The sequence below is a fragment of the Butyrivibrio sp. NC2007 genome (genome assembly GCF_000421405.1).
Classification (GTDB): Bacteria; Bacillota; Clostridia; order Lachnospirales; family Lachnospiraceae; genus Butyrivibrio.
Map to the genome: position 1 here is coordinate 37,928 of NZ_ATWY01000015.1, position 22,353 is coordinate 60,280.

Annotated in this window: 18 protein-coding genes, 7 tRNA genes and 1 riboswitch; of the genes, 7 read left to right on the forward strand and 18 right to left on the reverse strand. The window is 45.7% G+C overall.

Translation table 11 applies throughout. The features are described 5' to 3' along the window. Positions 1–200: 200 nt before the first annotated feature. Positions 201–1,937: a GGDEF domain-containing protein gene (locus tag G632_RS0112495; RefSeq protein WP_022769615.1), complete on the forward strand. Its 1,737-nt coding sequence runs from the start codon at positions 201–203 to the stop codon at positions 1,935–1,937. A 95-nt stretch (positions 1,938–2,032) separates the two neighbouring features. Next, entirely contained in the window at positions 2,033–2,233 is a 201-nt protein-coding gene (locus G632_RS0112500) for a cold-shock protein (RefSeq protein ID WP_013281837.1), read from the forward strand. A gap of 146 nt (positions 2,234–2,379) precedes the next feature. On the opposite strand, the gene hisA is transcribed toward G632_RS0112500, so the two are convergent. The 5 genes from hisA to G632_RS0112525 form a co-directional block, all read right to left on the reverse strand. Then, complete coding sequence (gene hisA / locus G632_RS0112505; RefSeq protein ID WP_022769616.1) at positions 2,380–3,153, reverse strand: phosphoribosylformimino-5-aminoimidazole carboxamide ribotide isomerase; 774 nt, start codon at positions 3,151–3,153, stop codon at positions 2,380–2,382. A gap of 12 nt (positions 3,154–3,165) precedes the next feature. Beyond that, on the reverse strand, positions 3,166–3,921 hold the full coding sequence (dapB, locus tag G632_RS0112510) for a 4-hydroxy-tetrahydrodipicolinate reductase (RefSeq protein ID WP_022769617.1): 756 nt from the start codon (positions 3,919–3,921) through the stop codon (positions 3,166–3,168). Beyond that, positions 3,921–4,811 (reverse strand): 4-hydroxy-tetrahydrodipicolinate synthase, encoded by an 891-nt coding sequence (gene dapA, locus G632_RS0112515; RefSeq protein ID WP_022769619.1) that lies wholly within the window; start codon positions 4,809–4,811, stop codon positions 3,921–3,923. Before dapA ends, dapB begins: the two co-directional genes overlap by 1 nt. Before the next feature lie 98 nt (positions 4,812–4,909). Next, a riboswitch (Lysine riboswitch) is annotated at positions 4,910–5,082 on the reverse strand. A 91-nt stretch (positions 5,083–5,173) separates the two neighbouring features. Then, complete coding sequence (locus tag G632_RS0112520; RefSeq protein ID WP_022769620.1) at positions 5,174–6,445, reverse strand: metallopeptidase TldD-related protein; 1,272 nt, start codon at positions 6,443–6,445, stop codon at positions 5,174–5,176. 15 nt (positions 6,446–6,460) lie between these two features. Next, positions 6,461–7,894 carry a TldD/PmbA family protein gene (locus tag G632_RS0112525; RefSeq protein ID WP_022769621.1) on the reverse strand — a complete coding sequence of 478 codons (1,434 nt, stop codon included), beginning with the start codon at positions 7,892–7,894 and terminating at the stop codon, positions 6,461–6,463. 174 nt (positions 7,895–8,068) lie between these two features. Between G632_RS0112525 and typA the strand changes: the two genes are divergently transcribed. After that, complete coding sequence (gene typA, locus G632_RS0112530; RefSeq protein WP_022769623.1) at positions 8,069–9,904, forward strand: translational GTPase TypA; 1,836 nt, start codon at positions 8,069–8,071, stop codon at positions 9,902–9,904. A gap of 47 nt (positions 9,905–9,951) precedes the next feature. Here typA and G632_RS0112535 read toward each other — a convergent pair whose 3' ends face one another. Beyond that, a complete protein-coding gene (locus tag G632_RS0112535; RefSeq protein ID WP_022769624.1) occupies positions 9,952–10,581 on the reverse strand; it encodes a YigZ family protein in 630 nt (209 codons plus the stop codon). An 88-nt stretch (positions 10,582–10,669) separates the two neighbouring features. Here G632_RS0112535 and G632_RS19995 point away from each other — a divergent pair, with 88 nt between their 5' ends. Continuing rightward, a complete protein-coding gene (locus G632_RS19995) occupies positions 10,670–13,396 on the forward strand; it encodes a transglycosylase domain-containing protein (protein WP_022769625.1) in 2,727 nt (908 codons plus the stop codon). Between the two features lie 192 nt (positions 13,397–13,588). On the opposite strand, the gene G632_RS0112545 is transcribed toward G632_RS19995, so the two are convergent. Further along, the gene (locus G632_RS0112545; RefSeq protein ID WP_022769627.1) at positions 13,589–14,947 is read right to left on the reverse strand and encodes an MATE family efflux transporter; all 1,359 of its coding nucleotides are present in this window, start codon (positions 14,945–14,947) and stop codon (positions 13,589–13,591) included. 112 nt (positions 14,948–15,059) lie between these two features. On the opposite strand from G632_RS0112545, the gene G632_RS0112550 reads away from it, so the two are divergent. The 3 genes from G632_RS0112550 to G632_RS0112560 are packed head-to-tail and all read left to right on the forward strand — an operon-like array spanning position 15,060 to position 18,146. Further along, positions 15,060–15,611, forward strand: a complete 552-nt coding sequence (locus G632_RS0112550; protein WP_022769628.1) for an ECF-type riboflavin transporter substrate-binding protein — start codon at positions 15,060–15,062, stop codon at positions 15,609–15,611. After that, entirely contained in the window at positions 15,608–17,326 is a 1,719-nt protein-coding gene (locus G632_RS0112555) for an ABC transporter ATP-binding protein (protein ID WP_022769630.1), read from the forward strand. The genes G632_RS0112550 and G632_RS0112555 overlap by 4 nt, the downstream gene beginning before the upstream one ends. Continuing rightward, positions 17,319–18,146: an energy-coupling factor transporter transmembrane component T family protein gene (locus G632_RS0112560; RefSeq protein ID WP_022769631.1), complete on the forward strand. Its 828-nt coding sequence runs from the start codon at positions 17,319–17,321 to the stop codon at positions 18,144–18,146. Before G632_RS0112555 ends, G632_RS0112560 begins: the two co-directional genes overlap by 8 nt. Positions 18,147–18,202: 56 nt before the next feature. On the opposite strand, the gene G632_RS0112565 is transcribed toward G632_RS0112560, so the two are convergent. The 11 genes from G632_RS0112565 to G632_RS0112615 form a co-directional block, all read right to left on the reverse strand. After that, positions 18,203–18,282 (reverse strand) — tRNA-Leu (locus tag G632_RS0112565). Between the two features lie 42 nt (positions 18,283–18,324). Then, a tRNA-Lys gene (locus G632_RS0112570) sits at positions 18,325–18,397 on the reverse strand. A 36-nt stretch (positions 18,398–18,433) separates the two neighbouring features. Further along, positions 18,434–18,505, reverse strand: a tRNA-Gln gene (locus tag G632_RS0112575). A 28-nt stretch (positions 18,506–18,533) separates the two neighbouring features. Then, a tRNA-His gene (locus tag G632_RS0112580) sits at positions 18,534–18,607 on the reverse strand. A 10-nt stretch (positions 18,608–18,617) separates the two neighbouring features. Further along, a tRNA-Arg gene (locus G632_RS0112585) sits at positions 18,618–18,691 on the reverse strand. A gap of 23 nt (positions 18,692–18,714) precedes the next feature. Further along, positions 18,715–18,785, reverse strand: a tRNA-Gly gene (locus G632_RS0112590). 33 nt (positions 18,786–18,818) lie between these two features. Then, positions 18,819–18,893: transfer RNA gene (locus G632_RS0112595), tRNA-Pro, on the reverse strand. A gap of 82 nt (positions 18,894–18,975) precedes the next feature. Next, positions 18,976–19,458 (reverse strand): metallophosphoesterase, encoded by a 483-nt coding sequence (locus tag G632_RS0112600; RefSeq protein ID WP_022769632.1) that lies wholly within the window; start codon positions 19,456–19,458, stop codon positions 18,976–18,978. Between the two features lie 16 nt (positions 19,459–19,474). Next, on the reverse strand, positions 19,475–20,098 hold the full coding sequence (gene rdgB, locus G632_RS0112605) for an RdgB/HAM1 family non-canonical purine NTP pyrophosphatase (RefSeq protein WP_022769634.1): 624 nt from the start codon (positions 20,096–20,098) through the stop codon (positions 19,475–19,477). Next, on the reverse strand, positions 20,095–21,093 hold the full coding sequence (locus tag G632_RS0112610) for an N-acetylmuramoyl-L-alanine amidase (protein ID WP_022769635.1): 999 nt from the start codon (positions 21,091–21,093) through the stop codon (positions 20,095–20,097). The genes rdgB and G632_RS0112610 overlap by 4 nt, the downstream gene beginning before the upstream one ends. Further along, positions 21,090–22,244 carry a THUMP domain-containing class I SAM-dependent RNA methyltransferase gene (locus G632_RS0112615; protein ID WP_022769637.1) on the reverse strand — a complete coding sequence of 385 codons (1,155 nt, stop codon included), beginning with the start codon at positions 22,242–22,244 and terminating at the stop codon, positions 21,090–21,092. The genes G632_RS0112610 and G632_RS0112615 overlap by 4 nt, the downstream gene beginning before the upstream one ends. Positions 22,245–22,353: the final 109 nt, after the last annotated feature.

Here is a 22,353-nt window from a genome sequence, read left to right on the forward strand (position 1 = left end):
ATTTGCTATTAACTATATTCCGTTAATAATGCTTTCATGCTTAAATATTTTATCACGCTAAAACTTTAAAGTAAAGCCCGACTCATATATGCTTTTTCCATGTCATTATTTGTTATATAATAAGATTAATATTTTGCGTTATTATGTTTATTTGATTGTTGTATATAGTTAGCGCCTACATTTCTTGATGAGGAAGACATATGAAGGACGTTAGTTTTTACGATATAGTCATTTCAAAAAAAGACCAGAAAATAGTGTCGGCAGATGCCTGGATCTACGACCAGTTCGGTAACTACGCAGTTAAGCCCATGAACGAAATGATAGCCCCGGAGGATATGGAAATCTATCAGAATAACATCAAAAACTGCGATGGTAACTGGTACCCCAGTAAGATAATCTGCCCTCATACCATGTATTACACCTACATGAAGGCGGCAAAAGAAAACGAAAACTTCATAAGGCTTACTATTGTGAATGCTGCAGATCTTTTAAATGCTCACAGCTCCCTCATGAGAGTCATAAATATATTCCAGGCTCAGCTGGATATGTACGAGGATGTTTACTTTGTATATACCCCGGGCGAGGACAATATCAGTGTTTTCAATACAGAAGTTTCTGATTTCCAATCAAGGCTCTATTCTCCGGAAGAATTCGAACAGATACTGCTCTCCAGAGCAGAGGGTGAACAGATTGACAGCGTAAAAGGCTTTATCACTAAGGTTAAATCAGGTGTTGGCAGAAGTACTACCACCGTAAAAGGAAATCTTTTAAATGATGATCCCGATGTTACACATACCGTCCTGGATGAATCCTTTGTTTTCTATGACAAGGATACCAAGGGCGTAGTTGGTCATATTCAGCTTTTAAGAAGCAGCGGAGCTGTAAAGATAAACAGCATCAAGCACGATTCAATGACCGGGCTTCTTGATAAAAGTGATATCCTGAGGATCGCCAAAGAAAGGATTGACGACAGAAGGCTTGAAGGCACTGCCCTTGCGATCATTGATATTGACTTTTTCAAATCAGTAAACGACACCTTTGGCCATCAGTTTGGTGATGAAGTCATCAAAAGAACTGCCAGCATCATATCAAACGAGATCGACACCGATGGTATTTCAGGGCGATTCGGAGGCGATGAGTTCCTTGTTGTTCTATACGATATCTCTTCAGAAAAAGAGCTAAGGGCTAAACTCAGGGCTATTAAAAACAAAGTCACCTCCACATTCCCGGATAAGGGAATCGACAAAGACAATCCTCTTTCTGTTTCTATAGGTGCAGCAGTTTTCCCTAATGACGCAGATAACTACGATGATCTGTTTGAACTCACCGATCACTGTCTGTATCTTGCCAAGGAAAAAGGCCGAAACAGATATATCATATACACGCCTGAGAAACACGGAACTCTGGAAGAAATAAGACAAAAGCAACAAAATACCCGAAAGATCAACGAAAGAGATAACTCCTATGGCGATGTCATCGTCAAGATGTTCAACATGGCTCTTCATGACAAGGATAGCACCGTAGAACAATACATGTCAGAATTTGCCGAGGCCTTTGATCTTCAAAACGTCATGTTGTTTGTTGGAGAACCTTTTAAATACAGATGTTCCGCAGGAAGCGACGCTATAACTGACCAAGTTGCAACAGATTTCGTTGTACAAATATTAGATAGTCCTGAACTTGAACAATACTTTGCGCTGGACGATTTCGTTGTTATAAACCGCCTTGAAATGCTTCCGCCTTTTGCCCATAACATCAAGGAATTCCTGACTAAAAGAGAGACTTACTCCATAATTTACACCAGGTTTTTCGACAAAGATAACAGAAAATGCATATTCATCATTTCCACAGTCGGAAAAAGAATTTTGTGGAACCAGACACACTTTAGATATTACAGGGCTTTCACTGACCTGCTTTCGCTCCATTCTCTCGGCTGAAATTGCTTTACTTTTGACCACTTATGTGATATCGTAAATATGTTGTCATAGACAACATAACATTTTATTTTTTTATTTTTATTGGAGGTATTACGATGAACAAAGGTACTGTTAAGTGGTTCAACAACCAGAAGGGTTACGGCTTCATTTCTGACGAGGCTGGAAATGATGTATTCGTACATTATTCAGGACTCAACATGGAAGGTTTCAAGTCTCTCGAAGAGGGCGCTTCTGTAGAGTATGATGTAATCCAGGGCGAAAAGGGACCTCAGGCCGTAAACGTAAACAAGCTTTAATTCAGAGTAACTAAAGCATTTAATCAGACTACAAGGTGCCTTATTCTAAAATAGATTTATTTTGAATTTGCAATATTGTAACAATGATTAATCATAAGAACCATCTGGTGTAGACCAGATGGTTCTTTTGAGTTTTCTTATTATTTTTATTTACACGCTTCTATTACATCTTTCATCTTAAGGCTTCCGCCAAAGATATCAAGCGCACTTCCCACGGTGGCGTCGACCTTTCCGTTTCCAAGTCTTTTCAAAAGCTCTATATCACTGCAGCTCTTTATACCACCCGCGTAGGTCACTGGTTTTTTAGCCCATTGTCCAAGGATTGTGGCTACATTTTCTTCTATGCCTTCCTGTTTACCTTCCACATCAGCTGCATGTATAAGAAATTCATCGCAGTAGTCCGAAAGATCATCCATAGTATCTGCATCAAGTTTAACATCAGTAAGCTTCTGCCATCTGTCAGTGACTACAAAGTAATCATCTTCAACTTTCTTACAGGAGAGATCCAAAACCAGTCTCTCTTTTCCTACTGCCTTTACCAGCTTTTTAAGATTAGTCTTATTGATACGGCCATTCTTAAATACAAAAGAAGTGACTATTACATGCGAAGCCCCGGCTTCTATAAACTCTAAGGCATTTTCATCCGTAATGCCTCCGCCGATCTGTAATAGCCCGGGAGTTGCTGTAAGTGCCGATATTCCTTGCTTTTTAGTCATCTCATAGAAAGGACTTCCCTTGGGATTAAGCAGAATGATATGGCCTCCGAACAGTCCCAGTTCCTTGTACATTCTGGCGTAGTAATCAGCGCCTCTTGCAGACACGAAGTTCTCAGAAGCACTATCTCCTTCATCTTGTAGGCTCGATCCGACTATCTGTTTAACTTTGCCGTTGTGAATATCAATACAGGGCCTGAATCTCATGTATCACAAACCTCACTGAAGTACATCGCTCATATCGTACATTCCTGCGCTCTTTCCTGCCAGGAACTTGGCTGCCTGAATGGCACCCTTTCCAAAGATAGCTCTTGAATATGCTCTGTGAGAAAGCGTTACGACCTCGTCGTGACCGGCAAAGATAACATCATGATCACCAACGATGGTTCCGCCACGGACTGCAGAGATTCCAATCTCTTTTACAGGGCGTTTTTCTCTTCTTGTGCTTCTATCGTTAACATATTCATACTCATTGTTCAAAGACTCATTGATCGAATCAGCCAGAGCAATAGCTGTTCCCGAAGGAGCATCAAGCTTCTGGTTGTGGTGTTTCTCTACGATCTCAATATCAAAGCCTGCTGCTGCAAAGAGAGGAGAAACCTCCTTGAGCACTTTGATAAGTGCATTTACACCTACAGACATGTTGGCTGACTTAAGAACTGCAACCTTGGATGAAGCCTCTTTTACCTTATCAAGCTGCTGCGCTGAAAGGCCTGTTGAACAGAGAACTACAGGAATGCCCTTATCTGTGCAGTAGTCAAGAAGTCCGTCCACTGCTGATGCATTTGAGAAATCAACGATTACATCTGCATCTATGTTGCACTCGGAAAGGCTCTTAAATACAGGAAAATCGTAAGTGTTCTCGCCAAAAGCATCTACACCTGCAACTACCTGAATATCCTGATCTTCCTTGCAGAGATCTATAATCACATGACCCATACGGCCGTTACAGCCGTGCATTATCATTTTTACCATCACTTAACCTCCAGGCCGAACTTTATCATCTCTTCTTTAAGCTTCTCCTGATTCTGTGGTTCCATCTCTGTGAGAGGAAGGCGAAGCGGTCCTGCGTTAAATCCGATCATCTTAAGCGCTGACTTAACGGGGATAGGATTAACTTCTGAGAAAAGAGCTTTTACAAGAGGATAAGCCTTGAACTGAAGCTCACGTGCTGCAGCAAAATCGCCGTCTAAACACTTCTGGCAGATCTCGTGTGTCTGTCTTGGTGCAACGTTTGAAAGAACTGAGATTACGCCAAGTCCACCAACTGACATGATTGGAACGATCTGGTCGTCATCACCTGAATAGAGGTCGATTGCGCCCTCTGCAAGCTGCATCATCTTGATGGTCTGGGAAATATTTCCTGTTGCATCCTTGATGCCGACGATGTTCTTGTGCTCTTTTGCAAGCTTGACAGCTGTCTCGGGAAGGATGTTGCATCCTGTTCTGCTGGGTACGTTGTAAAGAATGATCGGAATATTTATAGCATCTGCAATGGCTGAGAAGTGAGCAATAAGTCCGCCCTGAGTAGCCTTGTTGTAATATGGAGTTACCTGAAGAACACCATCTGCTCCGTACTCCTCTGCAAGCTTTGAAAGCTCGATTGCTGTCTCTGTGCAGTTAGAACCTGTTCCGGCGATGACAGGGATTCTCTTTGCCACCTTGTCGATACAGAACTTAACTACTTCCATGTGCTCTTTTTCTGACATGGTTGCTGCCTCGCCTGTTGTTCCGCAGACGATGATGGCATCTGTTCCGTTTGCGATCTGGAATTCGATCAGTCTCTCGAACTCCTCGTAATTAACCTCTCCATTTTCTTTGAACGGAGTCGCGATGGCAACTCCAGCGCCCTTAAATATAGCCATATTTTCCTCCTTCTGTGAACAAATTAGATAAAGAAAGGCTCATCAGATATTCTGATGAGCCGCCAAAAGCCTAACAAAAAATAGCCATAATGATTAAGCTTATTGATAGCGCCCCATCTTGCGATGACAGTCATACAGCTCTTAACTGTATGCCCAAGCATTCAGCTTACAGGTCACTGAACCTTTCGGCATATTTACCTTCCACTTCGTTTCACCTGCTCCTGTAGCATCCGCGAAGTTACTCATTAAATATGCAACCTCTATCTAATGTCTTATGTGTTTTTTAAATAGTACAACGCAGGTCAATAACCTGTCAATACATAGGCATTTTTTACCATAAAGTCAGCATTAAATGATCGGCCTTAAGCTCCTGTAACAGTGACGTTTTCTATCTTTACGGCACTTGGAATAAGAGTTGTGTCATACTGCTTAAGCTCTTTTGAGAGTCTTACATTCTTTATAAGGTCTGAGAGAGTTCCGGAAACAGAGCCTCCGCTTACAGGTGTTACCTTATCTCCCTCATGCCAGTAAGCAAGCCTTATCTCTCCTGCGATGTCTCCTGTTATTGGGTCCACACTGAAGTCTGAGAACTCAACGGGCTCAAGGTAGTTGCCACACCTGAGTTCGCTCTCTGAAAGTGATCCGCCTTCAGCAGCGAAGTTACTTGCTATAAAGGAATCCGTAACGCCGAGGTAGTATCTGAACTGAGCATCTCCCCAGAAGTTCTCCGGAACGTTTTCCTTTAAGATATACATGTCACGTATCTCAGCGCCCTGAGAATCTACAGGTGCATTATATGAGGAATTGGGAAGGTCTTTTACTGCCTTGATGGTGAAAGTATCACCTTCTACATTTTCGCAGATGGCCTTACCCTTCTCCCAGTCTGAGTATCCGCGGTACTTAAAGGCTGCGTGCATCTTCATGGCAAACCACTTGAAGATTTCTACCGCATCAGCTGTTGTAAAAAGAACTGTCGCCTTATCCAGTGCTGGTGTCGGAACCGTTACAAGTCTGTCCTTACCAAAGCTTAGGGTCTTCGAGATCTCTTTTACCAGGTTGTCCTTGTCGCAGGTTCCTGAAGTATACATACGATAAAGCTCAATCTCGTGCTCATCGTTTCTTGCGTTTACAACGACTTCCACCGTTGAGCTGGGGTAGCTGACAGTAACATCAACGCCCTCTGAGTTTACGTATCTTCTTGTGTTGCTCTCTGCAAAAATCTCGTAGGAGTTGATATCCTCACCTGAAGTTTCGGGAATCTGCTGCATAGCTTCGATGAAGTCCCTGGCCATCTGCGCGGGATCAAACTTCTCTCCGCCGCCCTCCACCTTCTTTTTGTTGAGCTCGTAGTATGGGTTCTTTACATATTGGGCTCTCTCGTAGAGATCGGCTATTATCTTCTTAGCTTCCTCTTCTGATGCTGTGGGTGATATCTCCTGAGTTGCGCTTCCAAGGAATTTCCCATCCTCATGCTTTCTGTAAACTGTGACACCGATATGCTCGACATCACGGACTCTGTTCTGGTCCAGCTCGTGCTTTATAAAGTAAAACTCCCAGGCGCTTGTGCATTTATCTGTAACTTCAAAGCCGTCAACACCCTGAGCTTTTAAAAGTTCAATTATTCTATCTGTCATTATCTGTTTCCCCTTTTATCCAAGTTTCGCTACGGCTTTAAGATATGGGCCTCCGTCAACGGTCTTGACCCATTCCTTGTGTCCTTTACCGCAGGCGCCGTTTCCATAGGATTCGTAGTCTGTGCTGGCCATGGAAATTGAGCCCAGAAGATCGGGCACATATCCGGTCATGATAACAGGTGAAACAACCTTGCCTGTGAGCTTACCGTCAATGATCTCGTATCCTCTTGCCACGATGCACTGAATTCCCCAGTGCTTGGGATCCTCCATACCTGAATCCATTCCGTCAAGAAGATAGCCCTTCTTAACGCTCTTTATCATCTCTTCCTTGGTGGAAGTTCCGGGATCAAACATAGTATTGGTCATTCTGGTGTAAACCTTGTGCTCGAAGTTCTCTCTCTTGCCGTTTCCTGTGGGCTTTGTTCCGAGCCTTAAGGCTGCGAGAGCATCGCAGACACCGGTCTTAAGGATTCCCTTGTCGATCTCTACAACATCGCCTGCAGGAGTTCCTTCATCATCAAAGGCATAGCTGGTAACGTCTCTTACGCACTTTGCTCCCTCATGCATGGTAACGATGTCTGAGCCGACTCTTCTTTCGATATACTCTGCTCCGAGAGCTCTCTTTTTAACAAACATATCCATCTCAACGCCATGGCCAAAAGCCTCATGGGCAATGAGTCCGGAGATCTCGGGAGTTGTGATGATCTCATACTCGCCGGGGATAACGTGGTCGGCACCGAGAGTATCGTTAAGTCCTCTAAAGCTCTCTTTTACCACCTCTCCCATTCCGTCAAAGATCTCAGGTCCCAGCCTGTCAGAGATTCCGCTGAAGGACTGGTCGCTCTTGCCATCCCTTGCGCCGATCATGAATACAGCTCCCTCTGAATAAACATAGCTCTGACGAAGATCCTTATTAGCTGTAAGGAACATCTTGCAGATATGAGTTGACTGAGCCACGCAGTTGCAGTCGATGACTTCATCGGAGAGAGAAACGCCCTCATCGCTGAATTTCTGGAGCTTGTCAACCAGGGCTGAAAGATCTGTCTCCTCAGGAAGCGAGCCTGTCTCCATCTCCACAAAGAGCTCCTGCTTCTCATCATCAAGCTTGGGAGTGTTGTAGATTTCAGACTTAGTTGCCGCAAGGACGGACATCTGGGCATCAAGAACGCCCCTCACTTCAGCCGCCATGTCTTTTGCCCTCTCAGGATCAAATCTGTTAAAAGAGTATTCGCTGTAAAGGCCATCCTTGTAGACCCTGATGACGTTTCCTCTCTCAGTGGTAAGTGTCGATCCGCTCACGGACTTAACGCGCTGTGAAACCCTGACATTAAAGCCAACGGAATCCGTTGAAAGAACGCTTACATAGTCATAACTCTTTGCAAGTTCTGCTATAAGGTCTTTCAAACCAGGCGCGATATCATTTAAATATGTTGAAAATTTCGCCTTCATTTTTTCCCCTTTTCTTTCACAAATTGGTTACTTTTTGCGCAACCATGCTTAATTTTATCATAAAAGGCCCTTGTTTTCTGTGAAATTTTTATGTTGAACAAGTAATATACGCGTGCTATAATTCCTTAGTTTGAAATGAATGTGTTTTTTCTATATTAAGGAGACAAAAGATTTATGAAGCAGACTAGAAATGATGTAAGGAACGTAGCGATCATTGCCCATGTAGACCATGGTAAGACTACTCTTGTAGACGGACTTCTTCGTCAGAGCGGAATATTCCGTGAAGGTCAGGAGGTTGTTGAGCGTGTTATGGATTCCGGCGATATTGAAAAAGAGCGTGGAATCACCATCATGTCTAAGAATACAGCTATCACATACAAAGATATCAAGATCAACATCATCGACACCCCCGGCCATGCTGATTTCGGCGGAGAGGTTGAGCGTGTACTTAAGATGGTTAACGGCGTTATCCTTGTAGTTGACGCTTTCGAAGGTCCTATGCCCCAGACCAAGTTCGTTCTTGGAAAGGCTATGGAACTGGGACTTCCCGTTATCGTATGTATCAACAAGATCGACAGACCCGAGGCAAGACCTAATGATGTTATCGATGAGGTTCTTGAACTTCTCATGGACCTTGGCGCTGATGACAAGCAGCTCGACTGCCCATTCGTATTTGCATCAGCCAAGGCAGGTACATCTTCACTTAGCCTTGATGAGGCAGGCACAGATATGAAGCCTCTTCTCGATACTATCATCAATTACATTCCTGCTCCTGTAGGCGATCCTGAGGCCAGCACACAGGTACTTATCAGCACCATCGACTACAACGAGTACGTTGGACGTATCGGTGTAGGTAAGGTAGACAACGGCGTTGTTAAGGTTAACCAGGAAGTCGTTGTTGTAAACCACCACGACCCTGAGCGCCGCGTTAAGACCAAGATCGGTAAGCTCTATGAGTACGACGGACTTGGAAGAGTTGAGGTTCAGGAAGCCAAGATCGGTTCCATCGTTGCCATCTCAGGTATCGAGGACCTTAAAATCGGTGATACACTTTGCTCAGTTGATAATCAGGTTGCAATTCCTTTCCAGAAGATCTCAGAGCCTACAATTTCAATGAACTTCATTGTTAACGACTCTCCTCTTGCAGGACAGGAAGGTAAGTACGTAACCAGCCGTCACCTTCGTGACAGACTCTACAAGGAGCTCAACACAGACGTATCCTTAAGAGTTGAAGATACAGATACAACAGAGACCTTCAAGGTTTCAGGAAGAGGTGAGCTTCACCTTTCAGTTCTTATCGAGACCATGCGTCGTGAAGGCTTTGAGTTTGCAGTAAGTAAGGCCGAGGTTATCTACCACACAGACGAGCAGGGCCACAAGCTTGAACCTATGGAGAAGTGCTACATCGACGTTCCCGACGAGTTCTCAGGAAGCGTTATCCAGAAACTCGGCGAGAGAAAGGGTGAGCTTGTAAACATGGGTGCCGGAAACGGTGGCTACACAAGAATCGAGTTCAACATTCCTTCCCGCGGACTTATCGGATATCGTGGTGAGTTCATGACAGATACAAAGGGTAACGGAATCATCAATACAATCTTCGACGGATATGCACCTTACAAGGGAGATATGAACTATCGTAAGACAGGATCCCTTATCGCATTCGAGAACGGTGAAGCAACTGCATACGGTCTTTTCAATGCTCAGGACCGTGGACAGCTCTTTATCAAGACAGGTGACAAGGTATATTCAGGAATGGTCATCGGAACCAGCGGAAAGAGCGAGGATGTTGAGGTTAACGTATGCAAGACCAAGCACCTCACAAACACAAGAACATCTGCATCCGATGAAGCACTTCGTCTCGTTCCACCTCGTGTAATGAGCCTTGAGCAGTGCATCGAGTTCATCGACAACGACGAGCTCCTTGAGGTAACACCTACAAGTCTCAGAATCCGTAAGAGAATTCTTGATCCTACACTTCGTAAGAGAGCAGGCTTCAAGAAGAACAACTGATAATAATAAAAGCAAGGACCGGTTAATTCGGTTCTTGCTTTTTTCTTTTATAATATGTAGTAGCCCTTGTCACCTTCGGTGATGTTTATCTGGCCTTCGCACTTTTGCGTCAGGCCATTTTTTATGGTCTCAAGGTCCGACTCTTTTACGCAGATATCAAAGCTTACATCCGCTTCATATCTTGAATCTGCGATAGCTATGTTATTCTGTCCAAGGTAATACTGGACATTATTTATCATGTTATAGCCAACGGTCAGTGTGAGCTTTTGGGAAAAGACCTTTTCCCCCACCTCAGCATCTGCAAGAGCCGCCTGTGCTGCCTGAGTGTAGGCCCTGACAAGGCCTCCCGTGCCAAGGAGCACTCCTCCGAAATACCTTGTGACAATTATCAGGGCATTGGTGATCCCTGCTCCGTTTATGACTTCAAGTATAGGCTTTCCTGCTGTTCCCGAAGGTTCGCCGTTATCGCTGCACTTTGAGATCTCGCTGTTCTCTCCTATTACATAGGCGTAGCAATTGTGCCTCGCATCCCAGTACTTCTTGGATATTTCCGCGATCTTTGCCTCGGCCTCGTCAGTGCTCTCGACGTTGTAAACAGCGCCGATGAATCGAGACTTTTTCTCGACGATCTCGCCGACTCCGTCTTTAGTTATGACTTTGTAAGATTCTCTGCTCATAAAGTGAGTATACCATAATTTTGCTCAAAACGAGGGATGTGGTATAATAGATTGGTTTAATAGTTTTAAAAATATGCGAGGAAAGTATATGAACTATGGTAAAAGAGGTATCGTGCAGCAGGCAAGAGCGCTGAACTCCGGTACCGACAAATGGGGAAAGAAATTCAGTCTTTTCGGTTTTTATATTATGCTGGCGCTGATCCTTGGAGTAGTAATTATCGGATCAAGTGCGGGAATCGGTGTTTTCAACGGAATAAGAGACAATGCTCCGGATATTTCAAATATTGATGTTACGCCGAGAGGTTTTTCAACCTTCGTCTATGACACCGACGGCAATCAGATTGCCAAGCTCGTATCAACAGATTCAAACCGTATCCCGGTTACAGGGGACATGATTCCCGAGCTCCTCTCAAAGGCCTTTGTTGCCATTGAGGACGAGAGATTCTATGAGCACAACGGTATTGATATCCAGGGTATCATCCGTGCAGGTTATGTAGGTATCACAACCCGTGATTTCTCACAGGGTGCTTCTACCATTACCCAGCAGCTCTTAAAGAACAGCGTATTCTCCGGATGGACAGACGAGACATTTCTGCAGAGTGTAAAGCGTAAGATTCAGGAGCAGTACCTGGCCGTTCAGCTTGAGAAGAGAATGTCCAAGGAGGATATCCTTCTCAACTACATGAACACCATCAACCTTGGCCAGAACACACTGGGTGTACAGGCTGCATCACTTAGATATTTCAACAAGCCTGTTTCAGACCTTAACCTTTCAGAGTGCGCAGTAATTGCTGCCATCACTCAGAATCCGAGCAGGTTTAACCCCATCACCCATCCCGAAAAGAACGCCGAGCGTCGTACCAAGGTCCTTAACAACATGCTCAAGCACAAGTTCATCACCCAGATTGAGTATGACACTGCTCTTGCAGATGATGTATATTCAAGGATCCAGAACGTCAACCAGGAGACCGGCGGAGATTCCACCATCAACTCCTACTTTGTAGATGCTCTTACCAACGACGTTATCGATGATCTTATTGCAGCAGGTTACAACGAGACTCAGGCCTACACCCTTCTCTACAGTGGCGGTCTTAAGATTTATTCGACACAGGATCCGGACATCCAGAGAATCTGTGATTCCGTATTCCAGGATGAGAGTAATTACCCCGAAGGCACCAAGTACCTTCTTGCTTACGAGCTTTCAGTACAGGCTCCTGACGGAACCGTGACCAATCACAGCAGTGAGATGTTCCAGTCATACTTTAAGCAGCAAAAGAGCTCTTTTAACATGATCTATGACTCCCATGAGTCAGCAGAAGCTGCTATTGAGGAATACAAGTCCGTAGTCATGAACGAAGGCGACGAGGTTCTGGGCGAGAAGATCACCCTGACTCCTCAGCCACAGGTTTCAATCACTGTTGAGGAACAGTCCACAGGTTATATCGTAGCCATGGTAGGCGGACGTGGTCAAAAGACTGCCAGCCGTACCCTCAACCGTGCTACCGACTCCTACCGTCAGCCGGGTTCAACCTACAAGGTTCTTTCAACCTATGCTCCCGGTATCGACAGCGCAGGACTTACTCTTGCTACAGTATTTAATGATGCTCCGTTTGCCTACGCCAACGGAACGCTTGTTAGAAACTGGTGGGGTTCATCCTACAGAGGCCTTAACACAGTAAGATCAGCCATCAGGGATTCCATGAACGTAATCGCAGTTGAAGCCCTTACGCTCATTACTCCTCAGCTTGGTTTTGATTACCTTAAGAACTTCGGATTCACGACCCTTGTAGAAAAAGAAGAGATCAACGGACAGATCTTCTCCGATATCCAGCAGTCAACGGCTCTGGGCGGACTTACCAAGGGTGTTAAGAACTTTGAGCTGAATGCAGCTTATGCTTCTATCGCCAACGGCGGTGTATACATCAAGCCCAAGCTCTACACCAAGATTGTTGATCACGACGGAAATGTTATTTTAGATAATACCTTGCCTGAATCAAAGCGTGTTTTAAAAGAGACAACCGCTTTCCTTCTGACAAGTGCAATGCAGGACGTTGTCACCAGTGGTACCGGTGGTTCTGTAAACTTCGGAACCACAGCCATTGCAGGTAAGACAGGTACAACCTCAGACTACAACGACGTTTGGTTTGCTGGTTACACTAACTACTACACAGCAACAACCTGGGCAGGTTATGACAACAACGCCAAGATGACTGTTTCAGCAGAGAAGAACCTTGCAAAGACCATGTGGAGAAAGGTTATGGAGCAGGTTCACAAGGACCTTCCTTATTCCTCATTCACCACTCCAAGCGGAATCGTATCCGCCACAGTTTGTGCAAGATCTGGAAAACAGCCTATAGCAGGCCTTTGCGACGGAACTCTCATCTCCGAGTACTTTGAGGAAGGTACAGTTCCAACAGAGAGCTGCGATGTACACTACGGCGGAACAATATGTGCTCTCGACGGACTTCCTGCTACAGAGCAGTGTCCTTTCAAGGCACAGGGCGTATTTGAACTTACACCTGAAGTTCCACCGGCACTTCAGTCAGGCTTTGTAAACTACACGCCGGGTAATTCGGCATATACAACTACTACCAATGAAAACGGAGAAACCGTTATGGTGCTAAACCAGTGTCGTCACACTCCCGAATACATGCAGCAGGAGGGCATCGAAGGCATCATCCAGGGCGAGAGGCAACTTCTCCAGGACGCAGCTGCCGCAGCAGCTGCTGCAGCAGGCGAAGGTGCTCCGGCGGAACAGCCGGCTCAGGAGACCGTGGTTGACCAGGTTCCGGAGAACGTAGCAGCAGGCAATTAAAATAAAGACCAAGGGAAACAATTCCCTTGGTCTTTTTATGAAATCAGAGAAGTGAGTCACTGGGGATGGTTCAGTTTGGCGTGAGTCAGCGGGGACGTTTCAGTTTGACTCATTTTGCGAATCAAAATGAGTCAAACTGAAACGTCCCCGCTGACTCACGCCAAACCGAACCGTCCCCCTGACTTACTTTTCTTAGATAATCTTATGTTTCCGAATAAAAATATTGTAGTACACCAAATACAGCATCGATGTCACAGCCCACGTAATGGGGTAGCTCATCTCCACCATCTCCAGTGTTCTGTTCATCGGGAACGCAAACAGTATCCACAAAACCCTGAGGACACATACACCACTCATGGTAATGATCATCGGGAAAAGAGCATCTCCCATGCCCCTTAGAACTCCCGAGAAAATCTCAACACCGATGTATATCACGTAAAACGGAGCCAGAAATCTTATCATCTGGAACCCGATCCTGATAACCTCTTCATTCTTAACAAATATCCTTAATATAAACTCCCCAAACACGCACAGGAAAGTACTCAGCGGAATCGTCAATATCAATGCTATAAGAGCGCCTTCTCTTGCAGATCTTCTGACTCTGTCATAGCGTCCTACACCGTAGTTTTGTCCAGCAAAGGTTGTCACGGCAGTTCCCAGAGAATTCATGGTCATCCAGAAGAGCACGTCGATCTTGCCATACGCTGCCCAGGCGCTGGTTGCGTCTTTTCCAAAGCCGTTTATGGCCGCCTGGATAAGAATGTTTGAAAGGGTGTACATGGTCGACTGAAGCCCTGCAGGAATTCCTATACGGACTATCTTTCCAAGGAGCTGTCCGTCAAACCTGATCTTTGTAAGGGTAAGCCTGTAGGAATCCTCACTCCTTGCGAGCATCGCCATAACCAGAACAGCGCTGATGAGCTGACTTAGGATCGTAGCGACAGCCACACCCGTAACGCCGTATACATCACCTCTTTTACCAAATCCAAGTCCTATAACAAACAAAAGGTCCAGAATGATATTAAAGAAACTACTGATAACCAGGATGATAAGTGGTCTCTTGGAGTCTCCCACCGCCCTTAATATTCCGGCGCCCATGTTATAAACAAGGTTCGGGATCATTCCAAGGAAGTATATGCGCAGATAGATGATAGAAGCCGCTTCCTGCTCGATGGGCGTGTTCATGGTCCTGATTATCCAGGGCGATGCCAAAACGCCGATCAGGGTGATCACAAGCCCTCCTGCCATAGCCAGCGCGATTGAAGTATGAACCGCCTTCTCTACCTCTTCTTTTCTGGCAGCGCCGTAGTACTGTGAAATTACTACCGCCGCGCCGGAGGAAAGTCCCATAAAAAAGCCGACGAACAGATTGACTATCATGGCCGCCGATCCGCCTACAGCTCCCAGAGCATCGCTGCTTACTGCCCTTGAGACAATGACCGCGTCTATTGTATTGTAAAACTGTTGAAAAAAGGCCCCCAGAAGAAGTGCAAAGAAATACGAGAGCATGTTCTTCCAAATGGGTCCTTCGATAATGTTGTTATTCTTCATGTTTTTTTCTATTTCTAACTCCTCGCTAACCTATTATACGAAAATACCTATAAAAGTAAATAACATTTTGTTGTATAATAATTTTATATTGTGATACCAAGGAGGAAATTGTATGAGGAAATTCACTGTTAAAACAATTGTTGCAATTGCCATTGGCGCAGCTCTCTTCTTTGTTCTCGGAAGATTTGTTGCAATTCCAAGCCCGGTGCCGAACACTAACATTTCAATCCAGTACGGACTTCTGGCATTCATCGCCGCTGTATTCGGACCTCTTGCAGGTGCTCTTGCGGGACTTATCGGACACTTCTTTATCGACTTCAGCTTTGGCTGGGGCGTATGGTGGAGCTGGGTTATCGCTTCCGCAGCATTTGGCTGCCTCATGGGAATCTTCAGTAGCAAGCTCAAAGTTGACGAAGGCGAGTTCGGTGTAAAGGGAATCATCACCTTCAACGTAGCGCAGGCTATTTCTCATGCGCTTGCCTGGATCGGCATTGCTCCATGTCTTGATATTCTCATGTTCCAGGAGCCTGTAAACAAGGTATTCCTTCAGGGTGTTACAGGTGCTATCATCAACATCATCACAACAGCTATCGTAGGCACACTTCTTTGCATCGCTTATTCCAAGACCATTCCTAAGAAGGGTAGCTTAAAGGAAGAAAATTGAGTAAGACTATCATTGAATTTAAAGAACTGGGATTTCAGTATAGAGCGCAGGCAAACCCTACGCTCTATAATATTAATCTGAAGATTGAAAAAGGCGAAAAGGTTCTCATCGCAGGTCCTTCCGGTTGCGGAAAGTCCACCATGGCAAACCTGATAAACGGCCTTATTCCCTTCTCCTACAAAGGCGAGATCACAGGATCTCTTCTTATCGACGGCAAAGAGTCAAGGGATATGTCACTGTTTGATATCTCCCACATCGTGGGCACGGTACTTCAGGACAGCGACGCACAGTTTGTAGGCATGACCGTTGCCGAGGATCTGGCTTTTGCCCTTGAGAACGACTGTATCGAACAGGGCGCCATGAAGGACAGGGTAAAAGAGATTGCGGATATCCTAAACCTTAAGGCAGTCCTAAGGCATGCTCCCTTCGAGCTCTCCGGCGGACAAAAGCAGCGCGTATCTGTAGGCGGTGTAATGGTAAGTGACGTGGATCTGTTTCTCTTTGATGAGCCACTTGCAAACCTTGACCCCAAGACCGGCAAACAGGCCATTGAACTCATCGACGATCTCCAAAAGAGAACCGGAGCAGCCGTCATCATCATCGAGCACCGTATAGAAGATGTCCTCCACAGGCCCATCGACAGAGTCGTTCTGATGAATGAGGGGCGCATTGTCTCCGACACTTCTCCCGATGAGCTTCTGTCCAGCAAACGCCTTGCAGACTGCGGAGTCAGGGAGCCTCTGTATCTTACCGCGCTTAAATATGCAGGAATAGAGATATCCCCTGATATTCATCCTTCATCTCTGACAGGACTCACTCTGTCAGACGATCACAAGGAAAAGGTAAGAGATTTCTTCAATCAGAATCAGGCAAAAGAGAAGTCTTCCACCTCTGATAAACTGCTGGAGGTAGCCGACTTGTCTTTTACCTATGAAAAGACAAATAAGCGGACCCTGAATGATATATCCGTCAGCATAAATAAAGGGGAAATGGTAGCCATCGTAGGCACCAACGGCGCCGGAAAGTCCACCTTCTCCAAGGTCATCTGCGGTATGGAAACCCAGGACCACGGAACCATAATGTTTGACGGCCTGGATTTTGCCACTCTTTCCATTAAAGAGCGCGCCGAGCATGTGGGCTATGTAATGCAAAATCCCAATCAGATGATCTCCAACGTCATGATCTTCGATGAAGTTGCCATGGGTCTTAGGCTCAGAGGCGTTCCGGAAGACGAAGTTAAGACAAGAGTAGAAAAGGCTCTTGATATCTGCGGACTTTATAAGATGCGCAACTGGCCGATTTCAGCGCTCAGCTACGGCCAGAAAAAGAGAGTTACCATCTGCTCCATTCTTGTCCTTGAACCCGACATGATGATCCTGGACGAGCCAACAGCCGGACAGGATTACAGAAATTACACCAAGATCATGGAGTTCTTAAAGGGACTAAACGAAAGAGGCATCACCATTGTCATGATCACTCACGACATGCACCTTATGTTGGAATATGCGGACAGGAGCATTGTCTTTTCAGATGGACGTATAATTGCCGATATGAGCTGCGCCGAGGTCCTGACAAACAAAGATATTGTAGACAGAGCAAGCCTTAAAGAGACAAGCCTTTATCATCTTGCAGGAAGCTGTGATATCAGTGACGGAACCGGCTTTGTCCAGAGTTTTATTTATTACGAGAGAAAGAACGTAAGAAAGCATGAATAATCTCTTTAACTATATTGAAAAAGAATCTCCGATACATAACCTAACGGGCGCAACGAAGCTTGTGTGTCTGCTGCTCTGGAGCCTTGCTGCCATGACGACTTACGACACCAGGCTACTTGTGGTGCTGGCAGTTCTTGGAATAGCTCTTTTCCCTGTCGGTAAGATCGGGATAAAAGACGTATCCTTCATGCTGTGGTTTACTCTTGTATTTCTGGTACTGAACACCGTTTTGGTATATGTGTTCTCACCTCAGCATGGCACAACTGTTTACGGCACCTGTACTTATTTATTCGGGCTCACCGGACACTTTGCACCGACAGCCGAACAGCTCTTTTTCCAGTTCAACTATATACTTAAATACTTTGCGACGATCCCCTTCGTGCTTCTATTCGTCTGCACAACAAACCCAAGCGAATTCGCCGCTTCCCTGAATAAGATCGGAGTCAGCTACTCCGTGTCCTACTCAGTTGCACTGGCTCTTCGCTACATACCTGACATTCAGAAGCAGTATCACGAGATCAGTCAGGCTTCGCAGGCAAGGGGCGTTGAGCTCAGCAAAAAGGCATCTCTGGTTAAACGCCTTAAATCAGCTTCCGCCATCCTTATTCCTCTTATTCTGAGCAGTATGGACAGGATCGAGATCATATCAAATGCCATGGAGCTGAGGTGCTTTGGTAAAAATAAGAAAAGAACCTGGTATATGGCCCAGAAATTTAAGCCGCTGGATTATCTCTGCATCATCGTGTGCGCGCTCCTATTTGCGACTTCTATCGCTCTTACGGCCATAAACGGAAGCAGGTTCTATAATCCCTTTATTTGAATCATTTTAGGAAATAAAAAAGGCGCTTCATGATAATTCATGAAACGCCTTTTTCGTGCGGATAACAGGACTTGAACCTGCACGGTCGCCCACTGGAACCTAAATCCAGCGCGTCTGCCAATTCCGCCATATCCGCATAAACAACAAAATCCCTACTCTCTAAAGAATAGGGATCGAATGAGACACGGGGGATTCGAACCCCCGACAACTTGATTAAAAGTCAAGTGCTCTACCACCTGAGCTAGTATCCCATATAAACAAAAATGCGGCTCAAAAAAGCTAGGAAACTGGGCCAGCCGGATTCGAACCGTCGTATGCAGCAGTCAAAGTGCTGTGCCTTACCGCTTGGCGATGGCCCATTATCAGCAGTAACTACTGTGAACTGAGGGTGGCTAGAGGGACTCGAACCCTCGGTCTCCAGAACCACAATCTGGCGCGTTAACCAACTACGCTATAGCCACCATATAAAAATGTGCCCGAAGGGATTCGAACCCCCGACCCACGGCTTAGAAGGCCGTTGCTCTATCCAGCTGAGCTACGGACACATGTGCTGTCACCTTTCGGTGAGAGCGGGTGATGGGAATCGAACCCACGTATCCAGCTTGGAAGGCTGGTGTTCTACCATTGAACTACACCCGCGTGTGTATTCAGTTGACGGCTTGATGGATTAAATCGGGGTGACAGGATTCGAACCTGCGACCCCCTGCTCCCAAAGCAGGTGCTCTAGCCAAGCTGAGCCACACCCCGTTCTGCAAGCTTAACATCTTAAGCCGTAACGCAATAGCTATTATATAACGGTACGGAATTAGTTGTCAACACAATTTTTAAATTAAAGATATTTTATTTCGAAAGCCACGTCCCCACTGTCTTTTAAGGTGATCACAAGGTAGCTCGGACGCCTTCCTTCCTGTCTTGGATAGGATAAACTTCCGGGATTAAAGAGGTAAACACCGTCCACATATTTTGCAACGGGTTTATGTGTGTGGCCAAAAAATATCATGTCAGCCCCTCTGGAAATCCCCTCGGATTTAATGTTCTCCAGATCCATGGAAACCAGATAGTGATGGCCGTGAGTAGCAAAGCAGTGATGCCCGCCAAGGTCGAACTCTATCTCCCTCTTGAGGTCGGCAAAAAAGTCATTGTTTCCGGCAACGAAGTACACAGGGCAGTTTGCTGCAAGAGCAAATTTCCCCTCCGAGCCCTCAAAATCACCACAATGAATAATGCCATCCACCGGCTCTTCTATATCCAGCACATCATAAAAATTGTTGTCATGTCCGTGAGTATCACTCACCACCAAAATCTTCTGCATTAATTACCACCGCAACTTATTTCTCAAGCTCTTTTCTAAGAAGAGCCTCTATCTCCCTGAGCGCCTTACCCCTGTGGCTTATGGCGTTCTTTTCCTCACCTGATATCTCTGCGCTTGTCTTGCCATATTCCGGCAAAAAGAAAATAGGATCATAGCCAAAGCCGTTCTCTCCGGCGATGCTGTAAGCAATTCTTCCTTCCATCTTGCCAAGGGCATCGAGCTTTTTGCCCTCCGGAAGCGTTGCTGCTATTGCGCACACGAATCTTGCGCTCCTGTCCTCATCCTTTACTCCTTCGAGCCTTTCAAGGATTATCCTGTTCTTTTCGCTGTACGGAGTATCTTTTCCCAGATATCTTGCAGAGTAAATTCCGGGTTCACCGTTTAAATAATCTATCTCAAGTCCGGAATCATCGGCCAGTACCACAGTCTGCATAGCCTGCTCCGGCTCTTTTTCCTGAAGGAGCTTATAAATGGCATCTGCCTTGATCCTGGCGTTTTCGGAAAAGGTCTTGCCATCTTCCACAACGTCCTCGAAAACTCCCGCCTCCTTCATGGAGAGTACCTCTGCATCTATACCCCCTAAAATCTGGCGAATCTCCCTCATTTTGTCCTTATTTCCTGTTGCAAATACAATTCTCATTCCATCACCTCAAAAGCCTCTAAAACGGCGTTATAAACGCCTTCAGCCACCTTATTCATATCAGTCTTGCCGGCAGGATCTTGTGCCTCATCACCAGTGGCAGCAATGCCGATCTTAAGCCTTGCCGACGGTATACTTGAAGCAGAAAGCAGATCATCTTCCACGGCCGGCATAACTCCAAACGCCTGCGCGCCGCTTGCCACTGCACAGTTTCTCTCTACCATATCTGCGAACTGGGCGTTGGTAAGTCTTCTTAAGAAAAACCTGTCATTATAATAACAGGTAAGTCCTTCATCCTTCCCCGAATCATCAGCAGAAAGTCCAACGAGAAGGTCCGCCTGGCAATCCTTGACCAGCGCTTTCCTCTGATCCATACTCACATCCTCGTCAGCCTGACTTGTGAAGTAGAACTTGATGTCATTGCTCTGATCCCGGGACGCAATGTTTTTCAGCAAAAGAGCTGTCTCCGAGAGCACTGCGTCCGTATCCACCGCGACTATCCTGTCATACTTCTCAGCGGGCCTTAAAAACTTAACCTCAATGGTACTTGATTCTGTCAATGTACTCTCATTGGCATACAGATTATCAAGATCAAAATCCAGACACACGCTGCCCGTGTCATTCTGCGCAACACATACAGCGTTCTCAATGATATCAAGGTCTGTAACGATGGCATTATCCTTATAAAAGCCCTCTTCTCTGCTGTCGATATAGATCCTCAGCTGATGGTCCAAATATCTGTCTTCCAGCACGATGTTGTCGGAGCTGACGCTCTTTGGAAGAGGAATTATCAGGACATCGCTTTTGCCCTGCGGAACATTTTTATCAACCAAAAGTGTATATGCATTTTCAGAACTGCCCCTCTCAAGCTGTACTCCGGCGGCATCTGTGATCATGATGTGCTTGGTCGCCGATCTGTAGAGCATCAGAGAAATGGAGACAATTGCAAAAACCGATGCCTTGATGGCAACTTTTTTCATTTCCTTGTTAGTCATGCCTCTGTATTTCTCCTGGGAGGTTTGGGACCCATATACTGATAAAAATAGGTCTTTAGCATTCCGTTGTATATCTTTCTGTTCTTATCCGCTTTTCTGCCGATGTACTTCTCAGCAGTTTCAAACCCTGTGATCAGGTACATGGACCAGGAATCAAGAGCTCTGTATCTCTCTCCTATGGTCTTGTACAGCTCAGGAAGCAGCTTGTTGTCACCGATTCTCTCACCGTAGGGCGGATTAGTGATGATAAAGCCGTATTTCTTCCTGTGGCTAAGATCTGCTATGTCCCTGGCCTGGAAGTGGATCATATTCTCCACGCCGGCCTTTTTTGCATTTATTCTGGCAATCTCGATCATCTCAGGATCGATATCGTAGCCCTGAATGTCCGTCTCTACATCTGTCAGGATTTCATCCCTTGCTTCGTCTCTGACATCAATCCAATTCTGCTTGTCTATGATGTGTGTCCAGCTCTCTGCTGTGAAATTCCTGTTCATGCCCGGAGCGATATTGGCAGCCATCATGGCAGCCTCGATCGGAATGGTTCCACTTCCGCAAAAAGGATCCACCAGTATCCTGTCTCCTCTCCAAGGCGTAAGCATAATAAGCGCCGCAGCCAGATTCTCAGCGATAGGCGCCTTGGATTCAAGCTTTCTGTAGCCGCGCTTATGAAGAGAATCTCCGGTGGTATCAAGCGCCACGGTAACCTCATCCTTCATAAGGAATACCCTTACCGGGAAGTCGTCTCCGTTTTCATCAAACCAGTCTGTGTGATAGCTCCCCTTCATCCTCTCCACCATAGCTTTCTTCATGATGGACTGTATATCTGATGGGGAAAAGAGCTTGCTCTTCACACTACTTGCCTTCTTAACCCAGAATCTTCCGTTCTTTGGAATAAACTCTTCCCATGGAAGTGCCTTGGTGCCCTGGAACAGCTCCTCAAAGCTCTCAGCATGAAAACTTCCAACCTTGATAAGGATCCTCTCTGCTGTCCTAAGACCGATATTGGCACGACAAACAGCGTCCGGATCTCCTGCAAAGGTAACTCGGCCGTCTGCAACCTCTGTGATATCGTATCCCAGATCAATTATTTCTTTTTTAAGTACTGCCTCCAGGCCAAAATGGCATGGGGCTATCAGTTCAAATTTCATCATAATAACTGATTATAGCATACCTTTTGTGTATAGCGAAACAGCCCCGGACGGGTTATTCCGAGGCTGTTTCTGAAAGTATTATGAAAGGTGTGCAGTAAATGCAAAACCG